Origin of the sequence: Pedobacter sp. KBW01, from assembly GCF_003852395.1 — a bacterium.
In the GTDB taxonomy this organism is placed as follows: Bacteria; Bacteroidota; Bacteroidia; order Sphingobacteriales; family Sphingobacteriaceae; genus Pedobacter.
On record NZ_QAJQ01000004.1, the window covers coordinates 330,909 to 353,856 of the forward strand.

Here is a 22,948-nt window from a genome sequence, read left to right on the forward strand (position 1 = left end):
GATTATGGAGTAGTTGAATCGATTGGAGCCCCAGCATCAGTTACCCAGGTTTTAACTGAAATAGCATCTTTGAGGCTAGTTGTGGTTTTGAATGAACCAACTTTACCAGTAAGCAATAATTGCTGTACGGATGTTTTATTCAGGTTGTTTACATAGGTAGTGGTTACCGCAACGTTCGGAAGCACAATAATTTGTTTACGATCATCCTTCATTGACCTGGTTGTAATCCTGATCATTAGATTGGCCACTTTCCTTTTCGCTAAAGTCACGATACGGGTTGTAGCCTCAGTATATTCCTGATTGAACAATAGGGCCAGAACTTCTGGTTTTTGCTCTAAAACACCGATGGCTATAACATCTGCCTCACCAGGTGTATAAAAGGTCAATAATGCCACATCTTTATCCTCTGGAATAAGATCGGTTTCAGTATCGCTGTTTTTAGTGTAAATCACACTATCCGGAGCAATGTTTTCAAGCCTCACAAACGTAGCGCCTGTGATGCCAGCCTCTGTGGTAACTGCTGGAGCAACTTCGATCATCTCCACACCACCTACAATATTCGTTGCCATATTAATTTGTTTATGCCCCACAGGGCGGTTTAAATATTATTAAAATTGTTTTGGATGCTTTGGTATCTATAAGTCATATTAGCAAAATAGCTACCGTCGGTATCCTGGGTAATTGTTGGTAAACTTTCCACCCAAACCCTAAAATCAGTCATGTAAATGCCGTCTATCAGGGGTTTAACTGCTTTTGCTAAATTACTTAAGGTCTCTTGGTCAGCCAATAAAACGGTTTTACCATTCACCGTTGATGAAATCGCAGGCGCATAGCAATTGACATTGCCGAAACCAATCTGGTCAGCAGTATTGCTTATGGAAAGGCCATTTACGATAATTCCTTTAACTGATGGCCCTGTTGATTTGATGCTCGCCTCCACCCTCGCTCCTGTTCCCAATAGCGCAGTAATAGCTGGTACATCAATCAGTTTTCTGACGTCGGTAACCATATCAAATACATCTTTGTAATCACTCATCCTTTTAGTAATGCAATAATTTCAGTTTCAAAATAGGCTGATGAGCCTTTGATTACATCAATACCCTTCTGTTGAACGAAGGCAGCATATTCTTCTCCGGCTACTAATGCCATCGATAATCCCTCGCCTTCATCGATAAGCTTAGCTACAAATAGCGCATAGTCACGCCCAACTTCCTGCCCTTCTGTGCCGTCATTTAGATCTTTGAAATAACTTTCCAGTACTTCTCCGTTCCAAATGATCAAATAACCAATTGACGATCTCAGATTCCAGGTTATGTTATTAAATGCAGCCTTTGCGACTGCCCTTTCAACAAATCGAATACCTGTTTGCCTGTAGTCATCTACAAGGCTATCAAACCATTGGTTACTTTCATACTCGATAACTTTATCAAGGTCATCAAACGTAAAATCGGCAGTGACGTTAATCATACTTCAATTCTATGAGAAAGCTGTCCTCGGAAAATGGCACGAACAGGGCCAATAAAATGCCCTTCAACCGTGATGATTGTATCTACCTGTGGCAATTCCTGTCCAGCGTCAACCCTGATGGTACCGACCTGATTTACGATCGTGCTATCTTCATTTTTAAATGTTTTGATTGCGCCATTGGTTGCCAAATGAAACCTACACGGAATTTCCATTGCCTGCCCCGGCTGATCAGGTAACGGATAACCGGTTTCTGGATTAGTACCACCGGGTGTGCCAGGTTGTATCCATTTCAAAATATGAGGTCTCAGTTCCATTTAGAAAATCTGAACTTGTTTAACGGATGGTTTGGCCACTGCATACGGATCAGGTAGCCCCCATTTCTTGCAAATGGCACTAACGATTTCCTTTAGGTTGTTGGTGTATTTGATAGCTACATCATCTTCCCTTATTTCGCTTACACTGATAGATTCCAAAAGAAGCGTTAAATAAGCCATATCAACAGCCTTTTCGTTAGCATCTGGATTGTAGGTATCGGTACCGCTAAGATTGCTCTCCAACAGCACCAGATTCAACTTACCATCACTAACTGTAAGGTTCTCAGATTTGGTTTTTAACGCTTCTTTTATGGTCATGGTTATGGTTATTAAACGGCAGCTACATCAGTCTGTAAGTGCATAATACCATCGATTGCTTCAAGGCCAGGAAATGCATTCATTTCCACTTCTGTGAACTCTTTCCAAGGATTGTCATCTTGAAACTTCGACAAAAGTGCGGTACCATATTTCGCATACGATTTCAATGGACTTTTCTTCCACTCCTCAATCGCAACAGCGTTATGAAGTGTCCCTAATTTACCAGCTGGCAAGAAAACTACATTCGTTGCTTTGAATGGGTTAATTAAAGAAACGATTCCATCTTTCTGAATACCATAACGATAGTTAACAACCTCGATAGTTGGAAGTAAATTTTCTACCAGGTATTCATTAACTGAACTTAAAGTAACCACGTAATTTTTGTTCGAACCAGGGTTATAGAAAGCAGAAATGGCCGATTTTACTGACGCTAAGTTCTTCATTACTCCCCAAGTGGTACGATCAATTTGGATTTTGCTAAACGACCTACCGATACCTGAAGCATATTCTACAACTGCTTCAATATCCTTTAATGGATCAGCAGTAGGATCGCTCCAAACTTTTGCAACCTGTCTGGTCTGTTCTGGCTGAGCCAGCAAATCTACCTCCCCAACAGTTATACCATCTGGATTAACGATAACGCTGGCATCCACTTTAAAGCTTGAATAGCCTTGAATGTGCATGATGTCTAAACGGTCGTCTGTTGAACTTGCAGCATCTTTAAGGTCATTATTCAAAAAATTAACAATCATCTCGTCAACTCCATTTTGCTTTAATCTGGAGTTCTCTTTGATTGTCATCAATGAACGATAATCAGCCTGGTTCATTTCAAACCCTTCTTTCATTGTCGGAATTTTACCGGTCAATGTTTCAAGGTTAGGACGCCCTCTTTTTGGAGCTGGAGCATCAGGATCAACTAGTGATGCCGCTGCCTTAACTCTTGACCTGCCAATAACAGACTCAAATGTTAATGATGCCTGCGGCAATCCAACATCTAAATTTTGTCTCCAAACAGCCTTTGGATATAAATCGATGGCAGTATTATCTACCAATGCCTGGAGTGAAGCGCTTTTCGCTAAATCTCCGAAAATTGAATCTACAATTGCCATATATTAATATGATTGTGAATAAATAATACGCGGTAACGCAGCCGCGATATCTGCTGTGTATGGCACACGTCTGGCGTATACAGTTGCTTTGATTGCAACCGATACTGATTCACCCGCTTCGATTATCGAATCAGAATAGAGTACTCCCCCTAATCCAGGAAGTGCAGATGCGGTCGCTCCAGTTGCTGTCGATTCGAAAACCAAAGTTCCTTCCGCCAAAACAGCCCCCAAGGTTGTCCCTACTGTTACCAAATCATAACCTGCATTAGAGGTGTCAATTGCTGTAATCGGATATGCTTTAGCGCCTTTTACCGCTGAAAAATTGTCACCGATCGCGAATAACGAATTCTTTGTTACTTTATATGCAACATCGGTATTTGTTGCTGCAGCGGTTAATTTCGCTGTAACAAAAGGCTTAGCAAGTCTGGTTGATTCATCACAAATCATGGGCGTCCCGGCGGGAATAATTGCACCTATCCTAAGCCCTGTGATATCTAATCCAAAACCACCCTGAGCCAACGAAATGTCTTTGCCATAGCCTTGAAATACTGGAATAGACCCAGTACCAATAACTTTTTTAAATCCTAATCCCATTTTGTAGAATGTTCTTTAATGTTAATTTTTAAGCCTTTTCAGAAGGCTCCGCTGTTCTTTCTGCGGCAGATTTTTTGATAAAATTTGCAACGGCCGGAGCCACTTTTTCTACTTTACCTTGGTTGCCGCCTTGTCCACCCACCGGCCTTTCACCACCTAAACCATTATTTGCTTCTTCCTGAATAAATGATTTAACGCTTTCGGTCTTTTTACCAAGCCATTCAGAATAATGTGCATCATCCTTAAAGGTTAGTAAATCGAAATCAGCCAATGCCTCATTTTTGAAAGCTTCAGAAGTCCCCTCTAATGTTTTCGAGTACTGATCCCTGCGAGTGTTACCAACTTTCTCGGCTTGAATCGATGCTAAACCCTGTGCTAATGCTCCTACGCTGGTAACTAAACCTTTTGCCCATTCAGGCATGTCATCTGGAGTTGCAGCAGGTTTTGCTGGATCTGCCGGTTTTGCTGGATCTTTTGGATCATCAGTTTTAGGCTTCTTAACATCAGAAACTTGGCGGCTTGCTACTGACTGAACGAAATCAGCTGTAGGTTTTGCGGCTGTAACTGCTGTTGTTAAATCCTCATCTGTTGATTCATCGGTTAGAGATTGCTGGCTGATCAATAGGTCGGCTAGACTCTCTAATTCTTTTGCGTTAAAACCCTTGCTTGCAAACGAGGTCTTTAACAATGCGATTAATTTTTGTTTCATGTGAGAAATACCCCGATTTATGGGTTATTGCACGAAATTACCTGTAAGGCATGGGGTGGTAAAGTAAACGGGATTACTAAGAGGGGTTGGTAAAATAGTTGCGATTATATATATTTGAGAATGACGCAAGCAATAACACCAGGCGAATTGATCATGCGCCATTTCTTCAATGGCAAAAAACCAGTTTTGAAGGTTGGCGATCGATTTCAGTGGGATGACATTTACGTTTCAGAACATATACCGTCATTAGAACTTTATAAAAATGCTCTTAATCACTACTACAAATACAAATTAGTTTTCGGGAGTGAGGACGGCATTGGACTTAGAATATACGAAGTTACCGAGGTGAAATCAAATTAATGAGCCCTGAACCATTACTGGCCAGGGCTCATTATCATTTAGAATGATATTTACTTTAAATTGATGGAGGTTTTACCCCTGCAAACGTGGAGCTAACTAAAGAAAATCCAGATGGAGAATTAAAATCAACAATTACGAAACAGCCCATTGCTTGAGTTTGTCCGTAGGTTGTTGAGACAAAATTATCCCATAATGGCAGCGCCCCGCCGGTCAAAAAATAAACGTCTAAAGCATTTGCGTAGTTCTGATAGTCGCCAATTAGGTCTCCGCTTGCACCGACAAACGAAGGTAAGGCTAATAATATTATACCATCAGACACCGTAACTTCACCTGTATTCGTACTTACGGAATAACCGTTGCAGAGCTGTCCTTGCTGCGAGTTTGTTGGATACAAAATCTGGGCAAACGTGAGGGTAGCACCACCCCAGTAACCAATATAATTATTCCCGTCTTTTACCAAATAGTTTGATGAACCACCTGGTAAGCCTTTAGCCTGCAAATTTGGTTTTTTAAAAGTTTCAACCTCCTTTGGCATTTCTTTTTTACATGATGAGAATGTTGCTGCAATCGCAATTGCAATTAATGTGAGTTTTTTATTCATGTTAATTAGATAAATTTAATTTCATACAAGGTAGTGATTTAAACATATTAAAAGTGTTATAAACGAAATTATTTATATAGACTTAACAATACACTATATTCAGTATTTTTATACAATAATGTTATTAACCAACTCGGCGCTGCCAACTACATAGTAAGGTTTTTCCCATTCCCACAGCCCTAATGCTCCTTTTATTCCCATTATAGGTTCGTCGTACAACACTACATCTTCGAGCACCCATTGATAATGACCTGCATCGGTCCAAATGGACGGATGGTTTTCTACGCAATCAACTATCGTCGCTTCACCGATAATAGCGCCTGTTACTTTCATTCCTTCCCAGATCGTTTCCTTTTGGGCATTCGTTAGCGTATCCCATCGTTTATGGCCAATGGTATCTCGTGGCGACCCCGGCATTGGTTTAGCAGAAGTATGCAACGCAATCCGGCCTCGAAAATGAGTTCGTTTAGTCCGGTTTTCAACCGGCTTTACTCCAATAGCAATCGCGGTTGCCCATGGCTGTTTTATTGATAATGCTTTCATTAATATTTTTTTTTATGAGCCGAATAATCTATTTAATCGGCTCATTGGGGTTAAATAATACTAGCCATTTACCGGTTCTTTCCTTGGCATCACAATAAGCATCAAGTTCTTTTTCTGAACTGTAGTTGTAGGGGAAACCCATGCAGCCACAACCGGACTGAATAGAGCCTGAGCAACAAGTTAATGGATCAGGATTAACCTCATGCACCTGTAAACGATGCATTAGGGATTTGAAGCACTTAAAGATATCAGTTGTTAAATAATCATATCCGAACATTTCATAAAGGATACCAATTTTAGGGGAGAGAATTTCAGTTAACTGATCCTCTCTAATGTCTATTGTTAGGCTTATTATTTGCCAATTGTCATCGTATATAAAAATTGGGTCAAATTTGTGATTATCATTTTCGCACTTCAAAACGATAGCTTCATCAAAATCATCGACAACACCATATCGTTCAAAATCTATTTGAAATTTTTTTGCTTCATCCGGCACCTTTACAAAAAGCACCGTTCCTTTTTCTGTTTTATATTCTACTTGCATTATACTTTGTCTTTAAGTGAAAGGATTGATTGTTTGTCGACTTCAACATGATCCATGTCGTCTGCAAAATACGCCAACTGCTTTCTTAAAATAAGCTTCCCGCCTCTTTCAATAGCAAGCGTTGCTTTTTCAGCGGCTTCATCAAGCTTTCGATTGGCGTATAGCTTGGCTACTTCATCCACAATTTCTGGAGTAGGTTTGCAGAACAAACAGAAACGCTTCCAGCTAGCAAAGCCCATTCTATTAGCAACCTGGTCTTTTACTTGCTCAAGTGATTTCATCGCTTAAAATTTTGAAGTGTGAATACCTATTTTATTTGTGCAATAATCAAAGCTTATGCCTCTTGTTGTGCAACTTCCGCGACCAGTAAACTCACATTTTTTACGAGCAATCAACCCAAGAACCAAACTCCTGAAATTCGATAATCTGAACCTATTTGGCCTTAATGGCATGCGTGTAATTTTTTTAGGAAGGTTATTGTAAAATTTATATCCGAACATTAGCCAATGCTTTGATTCGAAACTTTTTTGTTTTTTGGTCTTTCTCATGGCCTACCAGGTATCGATTATGTAAATTATTAAGTTAATGTAACCGCAAGCGGCAACGATGATGAAGGCTATTCCGGTATCCTTATTGAAGATCGTTTCTATCCAATCTTTTGTTTTTATGATGGGTTTACCACCTGTATCGTTGTAGTTCATGGCGTAACCTCCTTTGCATCGTGAATAGATATTGCTAAACCTTGTTCGATAAGGCCGAAAACGTCGAAGTGCCACTCATAGAGTTTCTGAAACAAATGTAACTGGTGGCCTGTACCAAGGGTTATCTCTCTTGTCTCGTCTCTTTTTTGGAACCTGTTGAAATGCTCAGAATATCCAAAACTGTAGATTAGATCTCCCATGTTTGAAGTCGATATCAATTGTTTTACAATATGCTCGGTATGTTTTTCACTGTATGTTTTTGAAAAACAATCAATAACTTTAGGTGTAAAATCTTTACAGCAAGAAACTAAAACTTTATCCTTCGAAAAGTGATTTGATTCTAAAAGCCTTAAAAGCTCAATCAGCGGGGTAAATCCTAATTGATCAATTTGTTTTGTTAAATCCGACATTGGCCTAAGGATTGCTCTGGTATTATAAAATGAGGTAACTAAATCAAAATTAAATGTTGTTAGCTCCGTTATATTTCTTACCCAAACAGGCGTAAACATTTTCAACCCATACGGCAAATAAGGAGCCAGTTGCTCCAGCGTTAGTTTTTCCATTGTTAATCCTCCAAATGCTTACGAACCTTTTTGAACGTTTTGAATAGCTCACGGGCAATAAAAACAGACGGTAGCTTTATAGAAAAACCTCCGTGAAAAATAAAACGACCATACCTATCGCAAATCAACATTGACAGATTTCCCGAATGATTGCGAACTGAAACGCCATTACGCCTTTCGTTGCCTTCAGTGCCATATAGTAGTGTGGTGTCGGAGCTGTAGCCTAGTGGAGCTCTGCTTGTGATTCGAGCAGCAACAATTTTTATTACTGCATCTTTAAATGTCTGGTAGGTTATCGCATCTAACGATTTAACCATCATTTCCGTTGTTTTCATTCTTTTGGTTGTTTAACACCCCGATCGGGGCAGGTTAACAAATTATTGCTCCTATGATTGCCGCACAGAAAAGCACGGCATAGATTATCCTATCGATTAATATCCAATTACACATTGGCCACCTCCTTTTGTTCAGGCTGAACACAACCCCAGCTTTCCATTGCTGCTTTAGCGATTTTTAATCCCATTTCTATGCCTGCATGATATCCAAGCGGATCTTCGCTGCCTGAGTAAATGGCCTGAGTGCTGCAAATTGATAAATAGGCTTGTTCGTTACGCTCTTGAGTCGTTAACATACAAATGCCTCCTTTCTGGTTTTCCAGAAACCTAGCATTGCTGCCTGAAATTCTTCTTCAGAGCAGTTTAATAGCCACTCCAATACATCTGCATCGTAATATACAACAAAGTCTGTATCGAATGGGGATAGTGAACCGAATGGCCTTTGGCCGACGTGCACGCCAACTTCCGGAATTTCCAAAGACATAGCACGAACCGGAATGGAGATCATACCTCGATCTGTTGTAAACTCAACCTTTGAGCCATTTAGCTCAATCAGTGATGGAATAAGTAACCTGGTGTTGTGAGTATTCATAAAACAGAGCTATAATTTAAATAACTATTTGTTATAATTTTAAACCAAAAAAATATGATCACCCAATTGAGCAATCATATTTTTATTCATTCTACACCAAATCGTGCTAGTCCATAACAACAACACACAAATCAACTCCCGAACTACGATGTAAAAGTAAATATTATAATTTTAATAACCAAATGTTATAGAAAATAATTTTAAAAAAATATTTCACCTACCGATATCGATCATTACTCAGTAACCGGCGGTGTCACTCTCGGTGCCAGCGCTGCCCTAGCAGCCACTTCTTTCTCAATCGCAATTATTTCCTCATCGATATTATCAACAATGCCCAGCTTTGCAATAGCGGTACGGACCGACATTAAGCCAGCTGCAACCAGGGAAATGATTCGATTATATTCTTCGGTGAGGTTACGGGGCAATTCTATTTTGAACTTCGGCTTAACCGCCATGCTCACGCTGGCCTTCACACCTACATTAATTACAGCCATGGCTGATTTAAGAAAATTGAGGTGCCGCTGCCACTCCATGCCCAAATCACCCTGCTGATCAGACTTAGCCTGATTGGTTGCTGGTAAGAACATCATTTCAATTGCAACACCTGGTATATTGGATGAGCCTTTTATCTGCTCCATTGAGATTTGTGGGGTATTTGTTTCATCGTAAATATCTCGGCGCAGGTTCTCCCGCTCATCTTTAGCTGACTGCTGCGAACCTTTAGCCTCAACATACTTTAAATCGCCACCTTCGGCCATCATAAAGGTTTTACGGGTATTTTTGGTGCCACCACCTGCACTGGCTGTAATTTCTCCAGTTGCAGCTAAGATCGGGAAGGCACTTTGTTGGTTCTCGTCAGCTGTATCGCTGTCCACTTCCTCTACCCGTTCGATTTTCGGCAGCACATCCGCATATTGTGGGCGCTTCTGGCCATGGTAAACGAAATTGGCCTTGCCATATGTGATTGGTTTGGTATCTTCTATCTTCCAGCCTCCCTCAGCCTCCGCATAAATGATGTATTTATCAGCCAAGAATAGATCCATCTTTTTTATGTCCTTCTTATCCACCTTAACGGTGTATTTACGGGCGCATCCAATCATTTTCTTGTACTGATCATAAATTGGGATGATAATATCGCCATCTTCCGGACTAAAGATTGAACAGCGCATCTTAAACCTGCTGTTCGGTGATATATCTGCCCAAAACTCATCGCCAGGCTCGAGGGCTTCACTATACCAAACAACCAGGCATTGTGTATAATTCTTTTTAAGCTTATCTATTTTCTGGGCGATATAATCGATCTTATTATCTTCCCATGTTTTCTTCAGCATTGCCAGCATGGTTTCGTCAGTGGCATTGCCTTCACGAACATAGGCCTCAATTTCGATACCTCCAGACAACGCCATGCGAACCGCCCATTCGGTAATTTGTTTTTGAGTATTGGAAGGAATACGGTGCACATCCTTTTTTTCTTCTCGGTAAGTCATGTTGCCCTGTGCGTCTGTAATACCAGTTGCTACCTGAACATCACGCCAAGGACGATAATTTAAATCCTTAACCGCTTTGTGGTCCTCTGGCTCGATATCATAAACATAAGCCGGTATCTCCGGCGTAAGCTCTGTAACCGCCTCAACAAGTTCCTTTGGTGTATCAATAAGTCCGTCTATTTCCTCTTTCTCCATATCTCTCTACTTGCCGGATCGGCAAAAGCAAAAATACCCCACATAATGCAGGGTATTTCGGTGTCATTTTTATTTGGGCTTAATTGTAAGCTATGTGAATTGAATTAAGTTTGCTTAATTTTATCATTCAGAAAACTATCATATAATTTGAAGAAAATTTACAAAAAACAGTTCAAGCAATTTTTAAAAAACGAGAATTCCAAAAACTGGTACGAGAGGAATTCTAGCACAATTCAGTTCTATCTAACTATTGCCGCCTTGTTAGTAACAGTATTTTTTTCAGCGAGGACTATGTTGGATACTAGAAAAAGCTTTGAATATGCTCGGCTTCAGGATTCCTTAAAAGATGTTAGAGATTCATTAAAAGACATCAGAGATTCTAATAATCTGGTTGCGCAGAATAAAGTTACCACTGAGCAAATTGATATATCAAAAAAGCAAAACGAGTTCATAGAAAAACAACTTGATGGGCAACTAAGGGCCATAAAAATGCAAAATGAGATAGACAAACCTTATTTCACTATTGATTCAATAAAATTCGTCAACAGAAACAATATTGACGGGGAATTCTATACAACGTTCATTAATAAGGGAAAAAGGCCTGTACATATACAACGTGTACTTTCATTTATTTATAACAGCAAAATACCCGCTTATCATGCGGCCAATATGCCAGGAAAATTTAAACTGGGTGGAGGTGGTGGACACACCATTGCTTTAGTGCTCCCTAAAAGCATTGCATTTGATAAAAACACCATTTTATATAGCAAAATCTTTTATACAGATATGGACAACCATATTAAAACAGATGAGATTTTTTGGATACACAACACAGATAGGTGGCCTCGATTCATGCCCGCCCCAGTGCTTCTCTCAACCCAAAAATTAGTTATAAAAGCAGCCCGTGAGCTTATTATAGATTACGATAATTTCATCAATAACCCAAATTTGATTGGGCAACCAAAATTTAAAGATTAAATTTTAGATTGGTGTCAACCAGTCATAATAAGTTAAGCTTGTCTTACTATACTTGGTTGACACCAACTTGTTATAAACCTACATTTAAATTAAACTTGGCCTTCTCGCCACGTAACAACTCCCGGGTTGATTCAACGTTGTTCTCATAAATGTGTACGTTCCCCAGAAACAAAGTAATTGATTTTAATTTTACTTCAATACTCTTAGAAATCAGATACAAATGGTAAATGTCGGACGGCAGCCCTAAATTACCATCCGAACTGCGCTGATATGCAGAAACGACTAGCTTTTCATGCTCAATTTGAAATTGGATAAGCGATAAACATGGATGTTGATTACTCTCTGAATTATTGCTCCCAAGAAATAGCATGTAATTTTTAGAATTACGTTTTTCCTTATTGATCTTTTTGATCAGTGCTGGCAAATGTTCAAAGTAAGTAGGATAACTGTTTACAAGTATGGGCCCGCAATAGTCCCACCAGGTAATCCCACACGATCTATATGCATCAGTAGACCTTTCACCGGCGATAAACAGTTCCAGTTCATCTTTCAATTTCTTTCGAGCCACTCCATGCCCCTCAAAAATATCCAACAAATCTCCTTTGCTTAAATGCAGCTTTTGGTTTGTTAAATACTTAATACTCCCCTTTTTGTTTTCCTGATCTTTCCCACTGGAAAGTATTTTACTCAGGATTTCATGATACTTATTCATCTCGATTTATTAAATTTGCAACCTCACATAAACAGAATGCCTAAATCACACCTGCTCGGCTTACGCCTCAGCACAGTGCTTTATGCATTCTTTTTTGTTTATGTGAGAGTTTACGAAGGGGAGCTGGGGCGTTTAATATCCCATCAACTATCCATATTTTTTTCGAGGTATTTTAGTTAAAATGTTCACTATTGTTTACTTTTGTGGCAGATCATTTCTGGGAGAAATCCCAGTCAGAAAAGCAGATGTTTTAATAAATCCGAGATAAGAAGTTATGTACTATCTAAATCTAGAGAACAGTGTTTACAAAAATCATTGTTTTCTTAATTGTGATCAGGCCGTTGATGAAAAACTCTCCGGAACTGATTAAGCAATTGAGAAAATTTATCAAAATGTTCCTATAATACTTTTTGCGAGTTAGGATAAAATCGAGATCTTGAGGAGGGGGAAGGCTAACTTTTACCTCCCCTCCTTGCCTTTTACTGCTCCCCATTCCTATCGGCCATATCGAAATCACGAACATTGAACACCTTACCATTTGCTTTCGCATCGAGCCTTGCTAATTCTTCCTGATCGATTACGCCCATATTGTTTTTGTATTTGCCGGCAAGCATAACAGCATCCTGAAGATGCTCCTTCATTAGTTTGTTTTCGCGTTGTAACGCAATCATCTGTTGTTGCATTTGTATCGATTATTTAATTATTTGATAGATTATTAATGAATTTATGGCTATTGTAATCGCTCCGATCGTAAGCCATGTTATTTGTTTTGTTTTCATGGCGTATACACTATCTCCTTCCCTGTTAAAGCGAAGTATAAGTTCTGGAGTTGGTGAAGTGATCGAACAGATCCGGCATTCACCAAACCAAAGGCACCGTTCAAACCAATGATGTAACGGTCGCCAGCTCCAATTAGGTGCAGCAAATTACCCTTGTCAATCGATATCTGAAAACCAGTGTTAACTTGCACAAAGCCGTTAACAATTAGTAGTTGATCAGTAATATCAACCCCATTTACGTCCAAGCCAATCACTCCTCTGTGGCTAGTAACACTAACCCGTGAGCCTTTTAATTTCAGTTTTACGTTTCTTTGAGTAAAGCTAGTCACAATTCCCTTTCGGTTCAGTGGCGGAACAGCAACTACATTGCCAATCCGTAATTCGTTTGCGTTTATCATATTGCTATTTGTTTGCTAAGTAGGTAATCACGCATGCTGCTGCCATGCACAGCCAGCAGAGGATATGCTTTGCATTTGTGATTGTTGATTTGGATTGGTGCATGCAATTACTTTTCGTTTTGTATGGCTCAATAATGTTGGTGTAAAAAAGCAGGCTGAGGAACCACTCTCAACCTGCAAACCAAACCTCAAACTAAAACCGCCCATAGGGGCTAACTATGAAAAAATGCTTTGCCTGCACTATGCGGATCACCCGCTGACAGGACTTAATGGTGCGGACTATTGGCACCCGATTAACAAAGTTCTTTGCGCACCTTCACGTGCATAAATCACATCGTTTCTAAATGTACTCGTCCAGTCCATGTGTTGCTTTCTATGGATGAGGCAGACCACTTACTGCCCTCTTGCTTAACGTGGATTTTGATTTACACCAAAGAAATCGTGTGTTGAATGATGGACTCGAACCACCGACCATCTCCGTATCAGGGAGATACTCTAACCAACTGAGCTAATTCAAAAGTAAACGGCACTTTTAACCCAAAGGCCGTTATCTAAACAAGCGAAGGGAAAAGCGATTCGAGTTAAAGTCACTCGCTTTTAATGTTTGACTTTTTGTTTGCGGAATTGAACCGCTAGAAAACAATGGACACATAAAACGGCTACCAACCGTTATTTAGTTTAACCGCGTCAGGATAAAAGGACTCGAACCTTTGACCTCTTGCTCCCAAAGCAAGCTATCTACCAACTGATATACATCCTGATTAAAACAAGCAGCAGGACTACTGGGTCACGGTTGTTTAAGCTCGTTGCTGTCACCCCACTGCTGTCTCACGCGTTGCACTGCGCTATCTCTCCAATCCCTTACCTCTGTGTGCAACTCAATATTGCGGAGTTTTGGCCTGAGCCTCACCGCCCTCTCTCTATATGTGTTTATGCTAATCAATGGCGTTTGAACAAAAGAAAGGCGGCCATCATCAACACTTATCAACCGCTGCCGCCCTATCTAAATTAACGCTCTCATACAACAAAGACAGGACTTCTTTCAGATCCTGCCGTGCTTGGTTTCCCGTTCGCTTGAACAAAAATAACAATTATAACTTTAATAACCAAATGTTATAAAAAATAATTTTAAAGTTTTTTTATGACCTACTTTTTTGTGTTTTTATGTAATTAATCTATAATTGCGATAAATTAATTATCTCAATGTTCAATAAAAAATTTGCCCCAGTTACAATCGCTATAGGATTTATCACAATAATACTACTCTCCTATGGTATTTATCAAAATTATAAATCGGCTGAACCGATGGGAAAGACAGATATCATATATTTTCTTGTGATACCTACTCTATTGGTTTTGGTGTTTATGGGAGTGTTTAATTTCCTACGCGGTAGCGATGACCGTAACAGTGTTTCAAGATCGCTTTCAGATGAAATCAAAATGTCATCTGAAGATTTGTTTTTTCTCAAATCTGAATTCGCATCACTAAAGAGCTCCCTAATCGACCCAGAAAAAATTAAAAAAGACGCTGAATCGATTTTCTACAGCAAAATCAATGAGCTTACGTCGGAATCGATTGTCACTAAAGTCTATGAGGAGTTTAAAAAAGACGCAATTATCAACAACAAAGTTAAGATAATCGAAAGAGAGCTTGATGATTTAAAGCACAGAATTAGATATCAATCCCAACGCCTTGCAAGGTCTACTGCCCTCAATTTAACAATTGGAGTGACAACAACTGCTGCTGTCATTGCTTTTTTAGGCTATTCTGTTGCCACGTTTGATACAACCCTTACTTCTGCTGGTGACTATTTAATCCATTTTATACCAAGAATATCATTGAGTATAATATTGGAGGTATTTGCATACTTCTTCTTGAGACTATACACTAAAAATCTTGAAGAAATAAAATACTGGAACAATGAGTTAACAAACATTGAATTCAAGAGTATTGCAATTAAATCAGCAATGTTGGAAGACAATACCAAGCTTCTAGAAAAAATTGCAATGGAAATTCTAAAGACAGAAAGGAACTTCATCTTAAAAAAAGGAGAAAGCACTGTTGAGTTAGAAAAATCAAAAAATGATGAAACAAATACACTGGCGATTATTTCCAAGCTCGCTGGCATCAAAGATAGCGTTAAGAAAAAAACAGTCTAAATCCCGCTAAGCGCCTTAACACCCAAGCCTTTTTTCTTGTTGATGAATGCCAGGTATTCCGAATGGAATGCAGAAACTATAAAATCCTTTAGCGTATCAGTTAAGTGGCCGTTCTTTTCGTAGGTCAACTTATCAATCGTCGGGTGTTTAACACGAACCTTTAGGATACCCCCATTTTCGTTGGTCTTCGTTTCAATGTAATCGTTGATAGACTTTTTGCAATGCTCACCAACCTCAATGGATAATCCCGGTACCTCACCTGCAAAAATTGCGTTAATGAAGTCTGCAATGGTCGATACTACTGGAGCACTGTTCAGCATGCAGTCCTCAATTCTAAAACCCTCCTTAGATATAGCCTCTGTAAACAGAGCGAAAAATGATTTCTTGTTATCATCTATGTTATTACGGTTTTTGGTGGATCTATCACCATAAATTTTCACCCGTTGATTGTATCCAATAGATTTCAGCCAATCAGCAACATTCTTTCCTGCTTTAGTCCCAGTATTGATCGGATCTTCAGCCGGCAATTCATGAACCTGTTTGATCAGCTTGCCGTTGCCTTTTTCATCGATCTGCCAGCATGTAACTGCAATATGCGGATAAACGTTACTATCCAGCGAAATGCACATCATTTTATTGATATCCCAGCTATTTGGCCTAACATGATCACTTAATTCGAATTTCGCCAGGAACTCTCCCCCCATTTTCAGCTGTACATCCCAGTCACCCTCAACATAAACCAAAAATTCATAAGTGTTAAGGTTTTCCCGCAATGAAGGAAGATAATCCGGCTGAGCAGCTAATAACGGCAAATTATCATGAATACGCGACTGTATATACAACCATGTATCTTTCAGACTTCCATTTTTCCATGGTGTATAAACCAACTCCTTAACCCACCCTTGTGTTGGATTACAGGTCCCGATAACAATCGGCTTTGGTTGAACCTTCAATCCTGGCACTACGTATGAACCGGCACGCTCAAATGCTTTGTAAAGACTTACCTGCTGGCATTCGTTTATTTCCTCAAAGCCAAATCCATTTACCTCAAGTCCTTTCCATCTATCAAGATTTTTATCCTGGGCATAGTTTTCAGGGTAAAAAATAATCTGGCTACCGTTATTAAAAGTAACCGTATGAGTTTCATTATTATGATTCTTAATGAATCGATCGGGTTTAATTTTATTCCAGGAAGGATAAAGGTTACGTTTTATTGTTGGAAGATCCTTACGAACCAAAGCCCATCTACTGCCGGGGAAAACTTTAGATAGTACAATAAAGAGAGCGAGCAATGCGAAAGTCTTACCTCCACGAATAGCACCACCAAAAAGGACGAATGAATAATTGCCGCTTAATACGGCATTAATAAACTCCTCCTGTTTTGGGAATGGTTCAAATAGAACTTGTTTAGCTGGAGCAACATTAGAACTCAATTTCTTTACCGTTTATAATGATCACCTGTTTAGGCTGGGTATTCTCTGGGATTCCGTCATGTTCGATCTTCTTGTTGTCAACCATCCCTAAGTCCCTGGCAATTATATTTGCATTAAAGGCACCCACAGCTGCTCCTTCAAACTTTTGCGCCCGGCATCTTGCGCGCGCCTGCGTTAAGATGTTGGATAATTGCACTTCAAAATCTTTTTTCTTCTCTTTTCCTTCAAGCGTATTGGCAAGCTCTGTAATATATTTCTCTCCAAGATTGTGGAAGGCGCAGAAACCAACTTCGGAATAAGGTCTTGCTGTTGGAATTTGAATGATCTGGCCAGCCATTTCGCCAGATTTGATAGCTTCTGATTTAAACCATGGATTGTCGTCAACCCATTGGAAATATTGTTGCCAGGCTAACTCAAACTGTTCAGGCGTGAACTTGTAAGGAGCGCCGAGCTTGTCTTGCTTTTTAGGCCTTCCCATCTACACAAGCGCTAATTCCCAATCCATGTTCCTAACCGAGTACTTTTTGAAATACTCTTTAACTTGCTCGATCTTTCCTCGCTTTACCGGTGATTTCATGTAAACCTCGCCTATGCTGCGAATGGCGTTGATGTTTTCGGGATTAGCATAACCAAGTACTTTCGCTGCTTCATCACGAATACCGATCGGAAGTTTTTGAACTTTAGCACCTACGAATGATGCTGGGCAATAGAAGTAATACACACATGAGGTGAAGTAAATTTGCTTATCCCTGGAATCGAGATCCGGGAACATATCCTGTACTACCTGATAAATCTCTGCGATATGGGTAAGGTCCTTAAGCATCGGCGTTACCTCCTCTTGCAATTGCTGGTAAAGGGCATAATCCCTGTGTTGTAGTACGCGCGAAATGATTGTTTGTGTATTCATTCTCCTCCTGATCTGTGATAAAACAAAAGTAATAATTTTAATAACAAATAGTTATAATTAACCGAAAAATTTTTTCTTCTCCTTGCTGTTGTATGGTTTAGGCCCCATAGATGGCATGGTGATTATTGGTGTAATCTTGCCTTTCAATTGTTCTCTGTACATTCTACTTCTTAAAACTTCCATGTATTTACCTGACTTACTTTTATATTCATCTAAGGAATCCCCAGATTCACCTTTCAAATCGCATATTGTACCGATTAACATCCATTCTTCATTATCTCCAATAAAGGCAATATAGTTGAACTGATATGAGTTTGGGCCCATTTTTCGTAATAACTCAACCATAAACCCTCCCCTTACCATCCTGCAGGCAAAACGCATCAAAACCTAATGCCTTAAGTTCGTCGATTCGATACTTTTGTAGTTCTTTTAGTGAATCGTTAGCCTCCTTAGATTCAATGAATATTGATTTTCCATCCTTTAAGCACATCAAATCCGTTATGCCGTTGGCGTTTGTTTTAGCTAGCTTAATCACCTTGTATCCCTTTTTTTCGTACTCTCGTTTGATTCTATTTTGAAATCCAGATGCCATTATGATAAAAAATCTTTTTTAAATACTGAACTCGTATAGTCTTTTTTCTTAATAACTGCGTTATAGACATAATCTTCAATGCCACCCTCAGCGAAAACCCAGAAAATGTCATTATTCTTTCGATCCATGGTAGTTAGCCTATCCCTACTATGCCAGTATGATAGGCTAGAAAAATCTATGTTTATGTAAACTAGGTAGTCAGCTTTCGACAAACTAATGCCCTCACGTCCAGAAACAATCTGCAAGGCAATATTTTTATCAGTCGCATTAAAAGTATCAAGGTCTGTACAAAGTTTATCTCCGTAAACCTGCTTAAGCATATCCAGCTCAGATTGGAATTTATAAAAGATACCTATCTTATACGACGTAAACTTATCCCTGATAAATCTCGCTTTTGAATCATCAATTATAGCAGAATTACCACTTTCAAACTTTATCGTTCCTGAAGAAAGTTGGTGTACCTTTCCCATACATTTCACAGCTGTATCCCCCAAAATCACTTCATCCTTACCCCTTACAACTTTATCCTTTTTCAATTTGTTGATCAATTTATAAGTGATATCCTGCATTTTGCAGTAGATTACCTTTTCATTAACTGAAGAAGTAAACCCCGCTTCAGCTTGAGTTTGTTTAATCAAATAGGGATCAATTATTCGCATAAGTTTTGCATTTGCTTTATGCATAGCAGCAATGCTTTTAGTTTGATTGACTTTTATTTCAATTTGCTTATCGGTGTATTTTGGATCTTTCTTATTAAGCTTTCTGAGCTGTATCGAATAGAATTTGTAAATCGTATCTTCATTATTTGAATAGTTGGCAACCATCCCGTATCCTAAGTCAAATTCGGTTTTAACGAACTCCAAACCTGCAAACCATTTATAAAAGTTTTTAAACTCTGCAAATGGAGAAAAGTTAGATATCCAAAACTGGTGGTATACCTGCGAGTATGATTCCGGATGTGGTGTTCCTGATAAAAATATCATTGGTAAATGCGAAAACCTTTCCTTAAATTTTTTTGTAGCTATGCCTGGTTTAGGAAATGATCCAAACCTATGGTGTTCGTCATGAATCACTAAGTCAAAATCACCAACAACAGTATGCAATGACTCGTCATTTATGATTGTGATATCGAATTTATATCCAAAATCATCATAATCTTTTTGAATTGATGAAATGGCTTTCTTCTTGGTGGCAAATAAAACATTGCCATACCCTCCAATTTTTGCAATTTCAAGAGCCATTAACGTCTTTCCTGTTCTCACCTCGCATTGCAAGTATACTAAGTGTCTTTCCTGTAGAATTTCAATCCCCTTTTTAGCATTAGCTATTTGGTAATCCCTTAAAATCTTCATAATAGTATTTGTTACTTTATAATCAACTGACAAACAACAGTTTACAGTAATATTAATTTTAAATGTAACAAGCTAAATAATACTTTGTTACTTTTTTGTTATACACAAGATGCTGATAACAAGATAGTTAACACATAAAGTAACAAAGTAACACGTTTTTCTAAAAATTAGAATTTAACGTGTTTATGTAAGAGAATAAAGTATTAAATAAATAAATAATACTATTCTAATTATTCTCTGTTAAATGTTACTTATGTTACTTTTATTTATCTACATCAGTAATGTTTGTTACTTTGTTACTTTCAGCTAAAAACAGCGTTTAAACAACATTAAATACCGTTTTAAAGTAACATTGTCTTTGTTATATGCGTGTTACTTTGTTACTTTCGTAAAAGGGTGTTCTATCCCTTGAAACTGCGTTGTGTTTAAAAATTCTTATCGTATGTTGCATCATATTTATCTCCAGACTTAGTTAAAATGTAAGCGTCCTGTTTGCTCCACCTCATAAGAAGCATCTTGCAATTAGGCCCTTTAATGTTATAATTCTTTGCCACTTCAATAGCTGTTTTTGATGTAAATGATGGCGGCAATGCATTGTAAAAATCAAGATGATTACCACTTAATTTATCTACCGGTGTTTCAGGAGCAAGAACCTTCATAGCCTTATGCATGTTTCCAAAGAAGTATTCAGTGAGCCTTATGGCGCGCTCCATATTTTTTGATTCAACTATAAATAGCCTTGCACCTTCATCATGGATAACCTGGAGAATTAAAGCAAATCGAAGACAGTAATCCTGGTACTTTGCTATGATTCCTTTTGGATCATCAGTACTTGACCTGTTATATTTTTGATTTTTATTATTATACCATTCCGCATACAAATCATTGGCTTCTGGTGAAAGCCGATAAACGCATTTATCGTTTCGAAAATAGAATATTGAGTTAAACACATTGGCCATATCCACTTTGATATGCTCGGGGGTTTCATATTGCTGCCAGTTTGGTTTATCCATTGGCTTAGGGTAAACGAATAAGAATCTATGGTAAAATCCATTGTGCGCATTTTCTTTTGTGCTCAGAGCGTCTAGAACGCCAGGTTGAATACCGCCAACTATCGAACAAAATGCATTTTCAACAACATCTTCCTCTCTTGCCATACGTTGTATCTTGATGTTGCCACCACTCCACATCTCAAGCCATTTTTCCTTCTCATCACCTTCGTAACGAACCATTCTTTTTAGGAATCCTGCAAGCTCATCAGCGACTACACAACAACCCATAGGATTGTACTTTAATATTTTTACAGCCATTTCAATGGTGGAGTCATTAATTACCATTTGCCTCATCACTGGAGCTTCAGGCTCTTTCATCCCCTCACCTTTTTTCTGGTTTTTAAAATGCGCTAATTCTTGTTTGTATTTATCCCGTTCAGATACATAATGCTTATATGTATCCGAATCAACATCATTAATAAATTTGAACATTGATTTTAGCGATGGTGTTTTTGACGCCCCAGGTGGAGCAACAACCGCCATATAAAGTATTGGCTTGACATTGTAGCCTTCGTTGGCCAATAACGAAACAGAATTTCCTATCGCTGTTGAAAATGCAGATAGTGCAAACCCAGCTAAGTATTCATGTTGAAAGTTATGGGATGAAATGTAGTTTTGAACTGCTTCAGGAAAAATATCGTAGGGGAATTTAAGTCTGTCTTTAGGTATGAGGCCCTGATCTGTAACCGGTTTGTGCTCAACTAAATCGAGACCTATACTTTCAGCAATCGCTTTGATTTCTTCTATAGTCGAAATCCAGTCCTTATCATTTTTATAGTAAAGAATCTTTGTTGGACTAAGATTCCAGGTATGGTCCTTGTCATGCTGTCTATCGCTCCAACAAGGGAACCCCTTGATCGATGATGTGAATAATAGAACCCTTTTAGCACCAAAATATGCTTTTGCAGAATAACGTGCTTTTGATCCTTTCCTAAGGTAAGCAATGTACTTATCCTTTTTTCCGTACTTGTAATCCGCTACATTAAATAAGCCCATGTCATTCAATAAAATATTGAACACATCATCAGTTATGTTATTATCGAATTGAATACATAAATTTTCATACTCTATAGGATATTCAACTTTTATTGGCTCTTTATCGTCGTTAAAAGGGTCGTTATGTAAATTAAAAACAATTGCCGATGATACCAATATGTCATACTGATCATCTGTCAGTTCTTCTAGATCTTGCCACTCGTTATGATACATATTATAACCCGGAGTAGGATCACAGTAAGACAATGTTCCACCAGTATAAATCGCGATAATTTCTTCGCCATTAATACCTTTTGCTAGACTTTTTTTGGATGTTAATTTGGCATACTTTATGTATACATGGTACCCTCCGTTACGTGTAGTCTCTATACAGATTTTTTCAAGTATTTCTTCATCAAGCGAGTTGACTGCCTGGAGCCACTTATCGAAAAGCTGCTTATCTTCAGTATTCTTTAAATCAAAATCTAAACAGCCGAAAGGTGAAAATAACTTGATTCCAATCCCGTTCGCCTCTGCTAGATTTGAAATAAAATTGTGAAAATTCGTAACATCATAGTTGTTGCTGGTTATTTTAGAATGAGCAATACAATGCGATGAAGCTGTTTTTGTTACAGAATCCCATACCATCGGGACTGGCTTAAGACCAAGGTTCAATAAATCTACTATGTAAGACTGCTCCATTTAATCTTGAATTGGGAAATGTATATTATGATGACAAGCATCGCAAACCGACACAAGATCAAATAAAGGTTCATTGTAAATATTTTGGTAAGTGATGTGATGCACTTGTGTTGCTTTATTTTCTAAGCATCCCTGACATATATAATTGTCTCTTTTTAGAACTTTATCTCGCTTGACTTTCCATTCAGGCGTTTTTAAATATTCATTGTATTTACTATTATATTCCTCTAGCAATGGCGATGTTTCGGTTCTTCTCCTCCCGTCTATCCATTCTCTAAATTTTTTAACTTTATTATTTCTGTTAGTCCGAATAGTCTCCTGAACCTCTTTAGTTAACAATGGCAGTTCAAGGTGCTCTTTATTGTGATCAAATTTTACAGCTTTAAAAGTGCTACCGCAGTTTTTACAAAATGGCTTTTTAGATGGTGTGCCATTAACATTTGGTTGATTCACGTGTATTATATCCGGGTTTATGC

32 protein-coding genes and 2 tRNA genes are annotated in these 22,948 nt (G+C 38.6%); 3 read left to right on the plus strand and 31 right to left on the minus strand.

Annotated elements, in window-relative coordinates:
* Positions 1–2: 2 nt before the first annotated feature.
* The 8 genes from DBR40_RS05210 to DBR40_RS05245 are packed head-to-tail and all read right to left on the minus strand — an operon-like array spanning position 3 to position 4,511.
* Positions 3–569: a hypothetical protein gene (locus DBR40_RS05210; RefSeq protein ID WP_124558698.1), complete on the minus strand. Its 567-nt coding sequence runs from the start codon at positions 567–569 to the stop codon at positions 3–5.
* Between the two features lie 29 nt (positions 570–598).
* Positions 599–1,036: a hypothetical protein gene (locus tag DBR40_RS05215; protein WP_124558699.1), complete on the minus strand. Its 438-nt coding sequence runs from the start codon at positions 1,034–1,036 to the stop codon at positions 599–601.
* Positions 1,033–1,467, minus strand: a complete 435-nt coding sequence (locus DBR40_RS05220) for a hypothetical protein (RefSeq protein ID WP_124558700.1) — start codon at positions 1,465–1,467, stop codon at positions 1,033–1,035. Before DBR40_RS05220 ends, DBR40_RS05215 begins: the two co-directional genes overlap by 4 nt.
* Positions 1,464–1,781: a hypothetical protein gene (locus DBR40_RS05225; protein WP_124558701.1), complete on the minus strand. Its 318-nt coding sequence runs from the start codon at positions 1,779–1,781 to the stop codon at positions 1,464–1,466. The genes DBR40_RS05220 and DBR40_RS05225 overlap by 4 nt, the downstream gene beginning before the upstream one ends.
* Entirely contained in the window at positions 1,782–2,099 is a 318-nt protein-coding gene (locus DBR40_RS05230) for a DUF6706 family protein (RefSeq protein WP_124558702.1), read from the minus strand.
* Between the two features lie 11 nt (positions 2,100–2,110).
* Positions 2,111–3,208: a major capsid protein gene (locus DBR40_RS05235; protein WP_124558703.1), complete on the minus strand. Its 1,098-nt coding sequence runs from the start codon at positions 3,206–3,208 to the stop codon at positions 2,111–2,113.
* Between the two features lie 3 nt (positions 3,209–3,211).
* On the minus strand, positions 3,212–3,802 hold the full coding sequence (locus DBR40_RS05240; protein ID WP_124558704.1) for a hypothetical protein: 591 nt from the start codon (positions 3,800–3,802) through the stop codon (positions 3,212–3,214).
* 28 nt (positions 3,803–3,830) lie between these two features.
* Positions 3,831–4,511 (minus strand): hypothetical protein, encoded by a 681-nt coding sequence (locus DBR40_RS05245; protein ID WP_124558705.1) that lies wholly within the window; start codon positions 4,509–4,511, stop codon positions 3,831–3,833.
* Between the two features lie 120 nt (positions 4,512–4,631).
* Between DBR40_RS05245 and DBR40_RS05250 the strand changes: the two genes are divergently transcribed.
* Positions 4,632–4,871 (plus strand): hypothetical protein, encoded by a 240-nt coding sequence (locus tag DBR40_RS05250; RefSeq protein ID WP_124558706.1) that lies wholly within the window; start codon positions 4,632–4,634, stop codon positions 4,869–4,871.
* A gap of 55 nt (positions 4,872–4,926) precedes the next feature.
* Here the strand turns inward: DBR40_RS05250 and DBR40_RS05255 are convergent, their stop codons facing one another.
* The 10 genes from DBR40_RS05255 to DBR40_RS05295 form a co-directional block, all read right to left on the minus strand.
* Positions 4,927–5,472 carry a hypothetical protein gene (locus DBR40_RS05255; protein ID WP_124558707.1) on the minus strand — a complete coding sequence of 182 codons (546 nt, stop codon included), beginning with the start codon at positions 5,470–5,472 and terminating at the stop codon, positions 4,927–4,929.
* 108 nt (positions 5,473–5,580) lie between these two features.
* Positions 5,581–5,889: a hypothetical protein gene (locus tag DBR40_RS05260; protein WP_410522634.1), complete on the minus strand. Its 309-nt coding sequence runs from the start codon at positions 5,887–5,889 to the stop codon at positions 5,581–5,583.
* A 154-nt stretch (positions 5,890–6,043) separates the two neighbouring features.
* Complete coding sequence (locus DBR40_RS05265) at positions 6,044–6,559, minus strand: hypothetical protein (RefSeq protein ID WP_124558709.1); 516 nt, start codon at positions 6,557–6,559, stop codon at positions 6,044–6,046.
* On the minus strand, positions 6,559–6,840 hold the full coding sequence (locus DBR40_RS05270) for a hypothetical protein (RefSeq protein ID WP_124558710.1): 282 nt from the start codon (positions 6,838–6,840) through the stop codon (positions 6,559–6,561). The genes DBR40_RS05265 and DBR40_RS05270 overlap by 1 nt, the downstream gene beginning before the upstream one ends.
* A gap of 270 nt (positions 6,841–7,110) precedes the next feature.
* A complete protein-coding gene (locus DBR40_RS26635; RefSeq protein WP_158673988.1) occupies positions 7,111–7,260 on the minus strand; it encodes a hypothetical protein in 150 nt (49 codons plus the stop codon).
* Positions 7,257–7,823 carry a hypothetical protein gene (locus DBR40_RS05275; RefSeq protein ID WP_124558711.1) on the minus strand — a complete coding sequence of 189 codons (567 nt, stop codon included), beginning with the start codon at positions 7,821–7,823 and terminating at the stop codon, positions 7,257–7,259. Before DBR40_RS05275 ends, DBR40_RS26635 begins: the two co-directional genes overlap by 4 nt.
* Positions 7,824–7,825: 2 nt before the next feature.
* Complete coding sequence (locus DBR40_RS05280) at positions 7,826–8,158, minus strand: hypothetical protein (protein WP_124558712.1); 333 nt, start codon at positions 8,156–8,158, stop codon at positions 7,826–7,828.
* Positions 8,159–8,265: 107 nt separating this feature from the next.
* The gene (locus tag DBR40_RS05285; RefSeq protein ID WP_124558713.1) at positions 8,266–8,454 is read right to left on the minus strand and encodes a hypothetical protein; all 189 of its coding nucleotides are present in this window, start codon (positions 8,452–8,454) and stop codon (positions 8,266–8,268) included.
* Complete coding sequence (locus DBR40_RS05290; protein ID WP_124558714.1) at positions 8,448–8,750, minus strand: hypothetical protein; 303 nt, start codon at positions 8,748–8,750, stop codon at positions 8,448–8,450. The genes DBR40_RS05285 and DBR40_RS05290 overlap by 7 nt, the downstream gene beginning before the upstream one ends.
* Positions 8,751–8,983: 233 nt before the next feature.
* Positions 8,984–10,432: a phage portal protein gene (locus tag DBR40_RS05295; RefSeq protein WP_124558715.1), complete on the minus strand. Its 1,449-nt coding sequence runs from the start codon at positions 10,430–10,432 to the stop codon at positions 8,984–8,986.
* A 147-nt stretch (positions 10,433–10,579) separates the two neighbouring features.
* Here DBR40_RS05295 and DBR40_RS05300 point away from each other — a divergent pair, with 147 nt between their 5' ends.
* Positions 10,580–11,410, plus strand: coding sequence for a hypothetical protein (locus tag DBR40_RS05300; RefSeq protein ID WP_124558716.1), 831 nt, complete (start codon positions 10,580–10,582; stop codon positions 11,408–11,410).
* 70 nt (positions 11,411–11,480) lie between these two features.
* Here DBR40_RS05300 and DBR40_RS05305 read toward each other — a convergent pair whose 3' ends face one another.
* From DBR40_RS05305 to DBR40_RS05325, 5 genes are all read right to left on the minus strand, one after another.
* The gene (locus tag DBR40_RS05305) at positions 11,481–12,122 is read right to left on the minus strand and encodes a thymidylate synthase (RefSeq protein WP_124558717.1); all 642 of its coding nucleotides are present in this window, start codon (positions 12,120–12,122) and stop codon (positions 11,481–11,483) included.
* 479 nt (positions 12,123–12,601) lie between these two features.
* Entirely contained in the window at positions 12,602–12,805 is a 204-nt protein-coding gene (locus DBR40_RS05310) for a hypothetical protein (protein ID WP_124558718.1), read from the minus strand.
* Positions 12,806–12,897: 92 nt separating this feature from the next.
* Positions 12,898–13,299 carry a hypothetical protein gene (locus DBR40_RS05315; RefSeq protein WP_124558719.1) on the minus strand — a complete coding sequence of 134 codons (402 nt, stop codon included), beginning with the start codon at positions 13,297–13,299 and terminating at the stop codon, positions 12,898–12,900.
* A 444-nt stretch (positions 13,300–13,743) separates the two neighbouring features.
* Positions 13,744–13,816 (minus strand) — tRNA-Ile (locus DBR40_RS05320).
* A 170-nt stretch (positions 13,817–13,986) separates the two neighbouring features.
* Positions 13,987–14,059: transfer RNA gene (locus tag DBR40_RS05325), tRNA-Pro, on the minus strand.
* 443 nt (positions 14,060–14,502) lie between these two features.
* Here DBR40_RS05325 and DBR40_RS05330 point away from each other — a divergent pair.
* Positions 14,503–15,459: a hypothetical protein gene (locus DBR40_RS05330; RefSeq protein ID WP_124558720.1), complete on the plus strand. Its 957-nt coding sequence runs from the start codon at positions 14,503–14,505 to the stop codon at positions 15,457–15,459.
* Here DBR40_RS05330 and DBR40_RS05335 read toward each other — a convergent pair.
* From DBR40_RS05335 to DBR40_RS05370, 8 genes are all read right to left on the minus strand, one after another.
* Positions 15,456–16,892, minus strand: a complete 1,437-nt coding sequence (locus DBR40_RS05335) for a hypothetical protein (protein WP_124558721.1) — start codon at positions 16,890–16,892, stop codon at positions 15,456–15,458. The genes DBR40_RS05330 and DBR40_RS05335 overlap by 4 nt on opposite strands.
* Complete coding sequence (locus tag DBR40_RS05340) at positions 16,882–17,370, minus strand: terminase small subunit (protein WP_124558722.1); 489 nt, start codon at positions 17,368–17,370, stop codon at positions 16,882–16,884. The genes DBR40_RS05335 and DBR40_RS05340 overlap by 11 nt, the downstream gene beginning before the upstream one ends.
* Positions 17,371–17,799: a hypothetical protein gene (locus DBR40_RS05345; protein WP_124558723.1), complete on the minus strand. Its 429-nt coding sequence runs from the start codon at positions 17,797–17,799 to the stop codon at positions 17,371–17,373. It lies immediately after the preceding gene.
* A 57-nt stretch (positions 17,800–17,856) separates the two neighbouring features.
* Positions 17,857–18,144: a hypothetical protein gene (locus tag DBR40_RS05350; protein ID WP_124558724.1), complete on the minus strand. Its 288-nt coding sequence runs from the start codon at positions 18,142–18,144 to the stop codon at positions 17,857–17,859.
* Positions 18,137–18,391 carry a VRR-NUC domain-containing protein gene (locus DBR40_RS05355; protein ID WP_124558725.1) on the minus strand — a complete coding sequence of 85 codons (255 nt, stop codon included), beginning with the start codon at positions 18,389–18,391 and terminating at the stop codon, positions 18,137–18,139. Before DBR40_RS05355 ends, DBR40_RS05350 begins: the two co-directional genes overlap by 8 nt.
* Positions 18,391–19,743, minus strand: coding sequence for an SNF2-related protein (locus DBR40_RS05360; RefSeq protein WP_124558726.1), 1,353 nt, complete (start codon positions 19,741–19,743; stop codon positions 18,391–18,393). Before DBR40_RS05360 ends, DBR40_RS05355 begins: the two co-directional genes overlap by 1 nt.
* A 425-nt stretch (positions 19,744–20,168) precedes the next feature.
* Complete coding sequence (locus DBR40_RS05365; protein WP_124558727.1) at positions 20,169–22,472, minus strand: DUF3987 domain-containing protein; 2,304 nt, start codon at positions 22,470–22,472, stop codon at positions 20,169–20,171.
* Positions 22,473–22,925 (minus strand): HNH endonuclease, encoded by a 453-nt coding sequence (locus DBR40_RS05370; protein ID WP_124558728.1) that lies wholly within the window; start codon positions 22,923–22,925, stop codon positions 22,473–22,475.
* Positions 22,926–22,948: the final 23 nt, after the last annotated feature.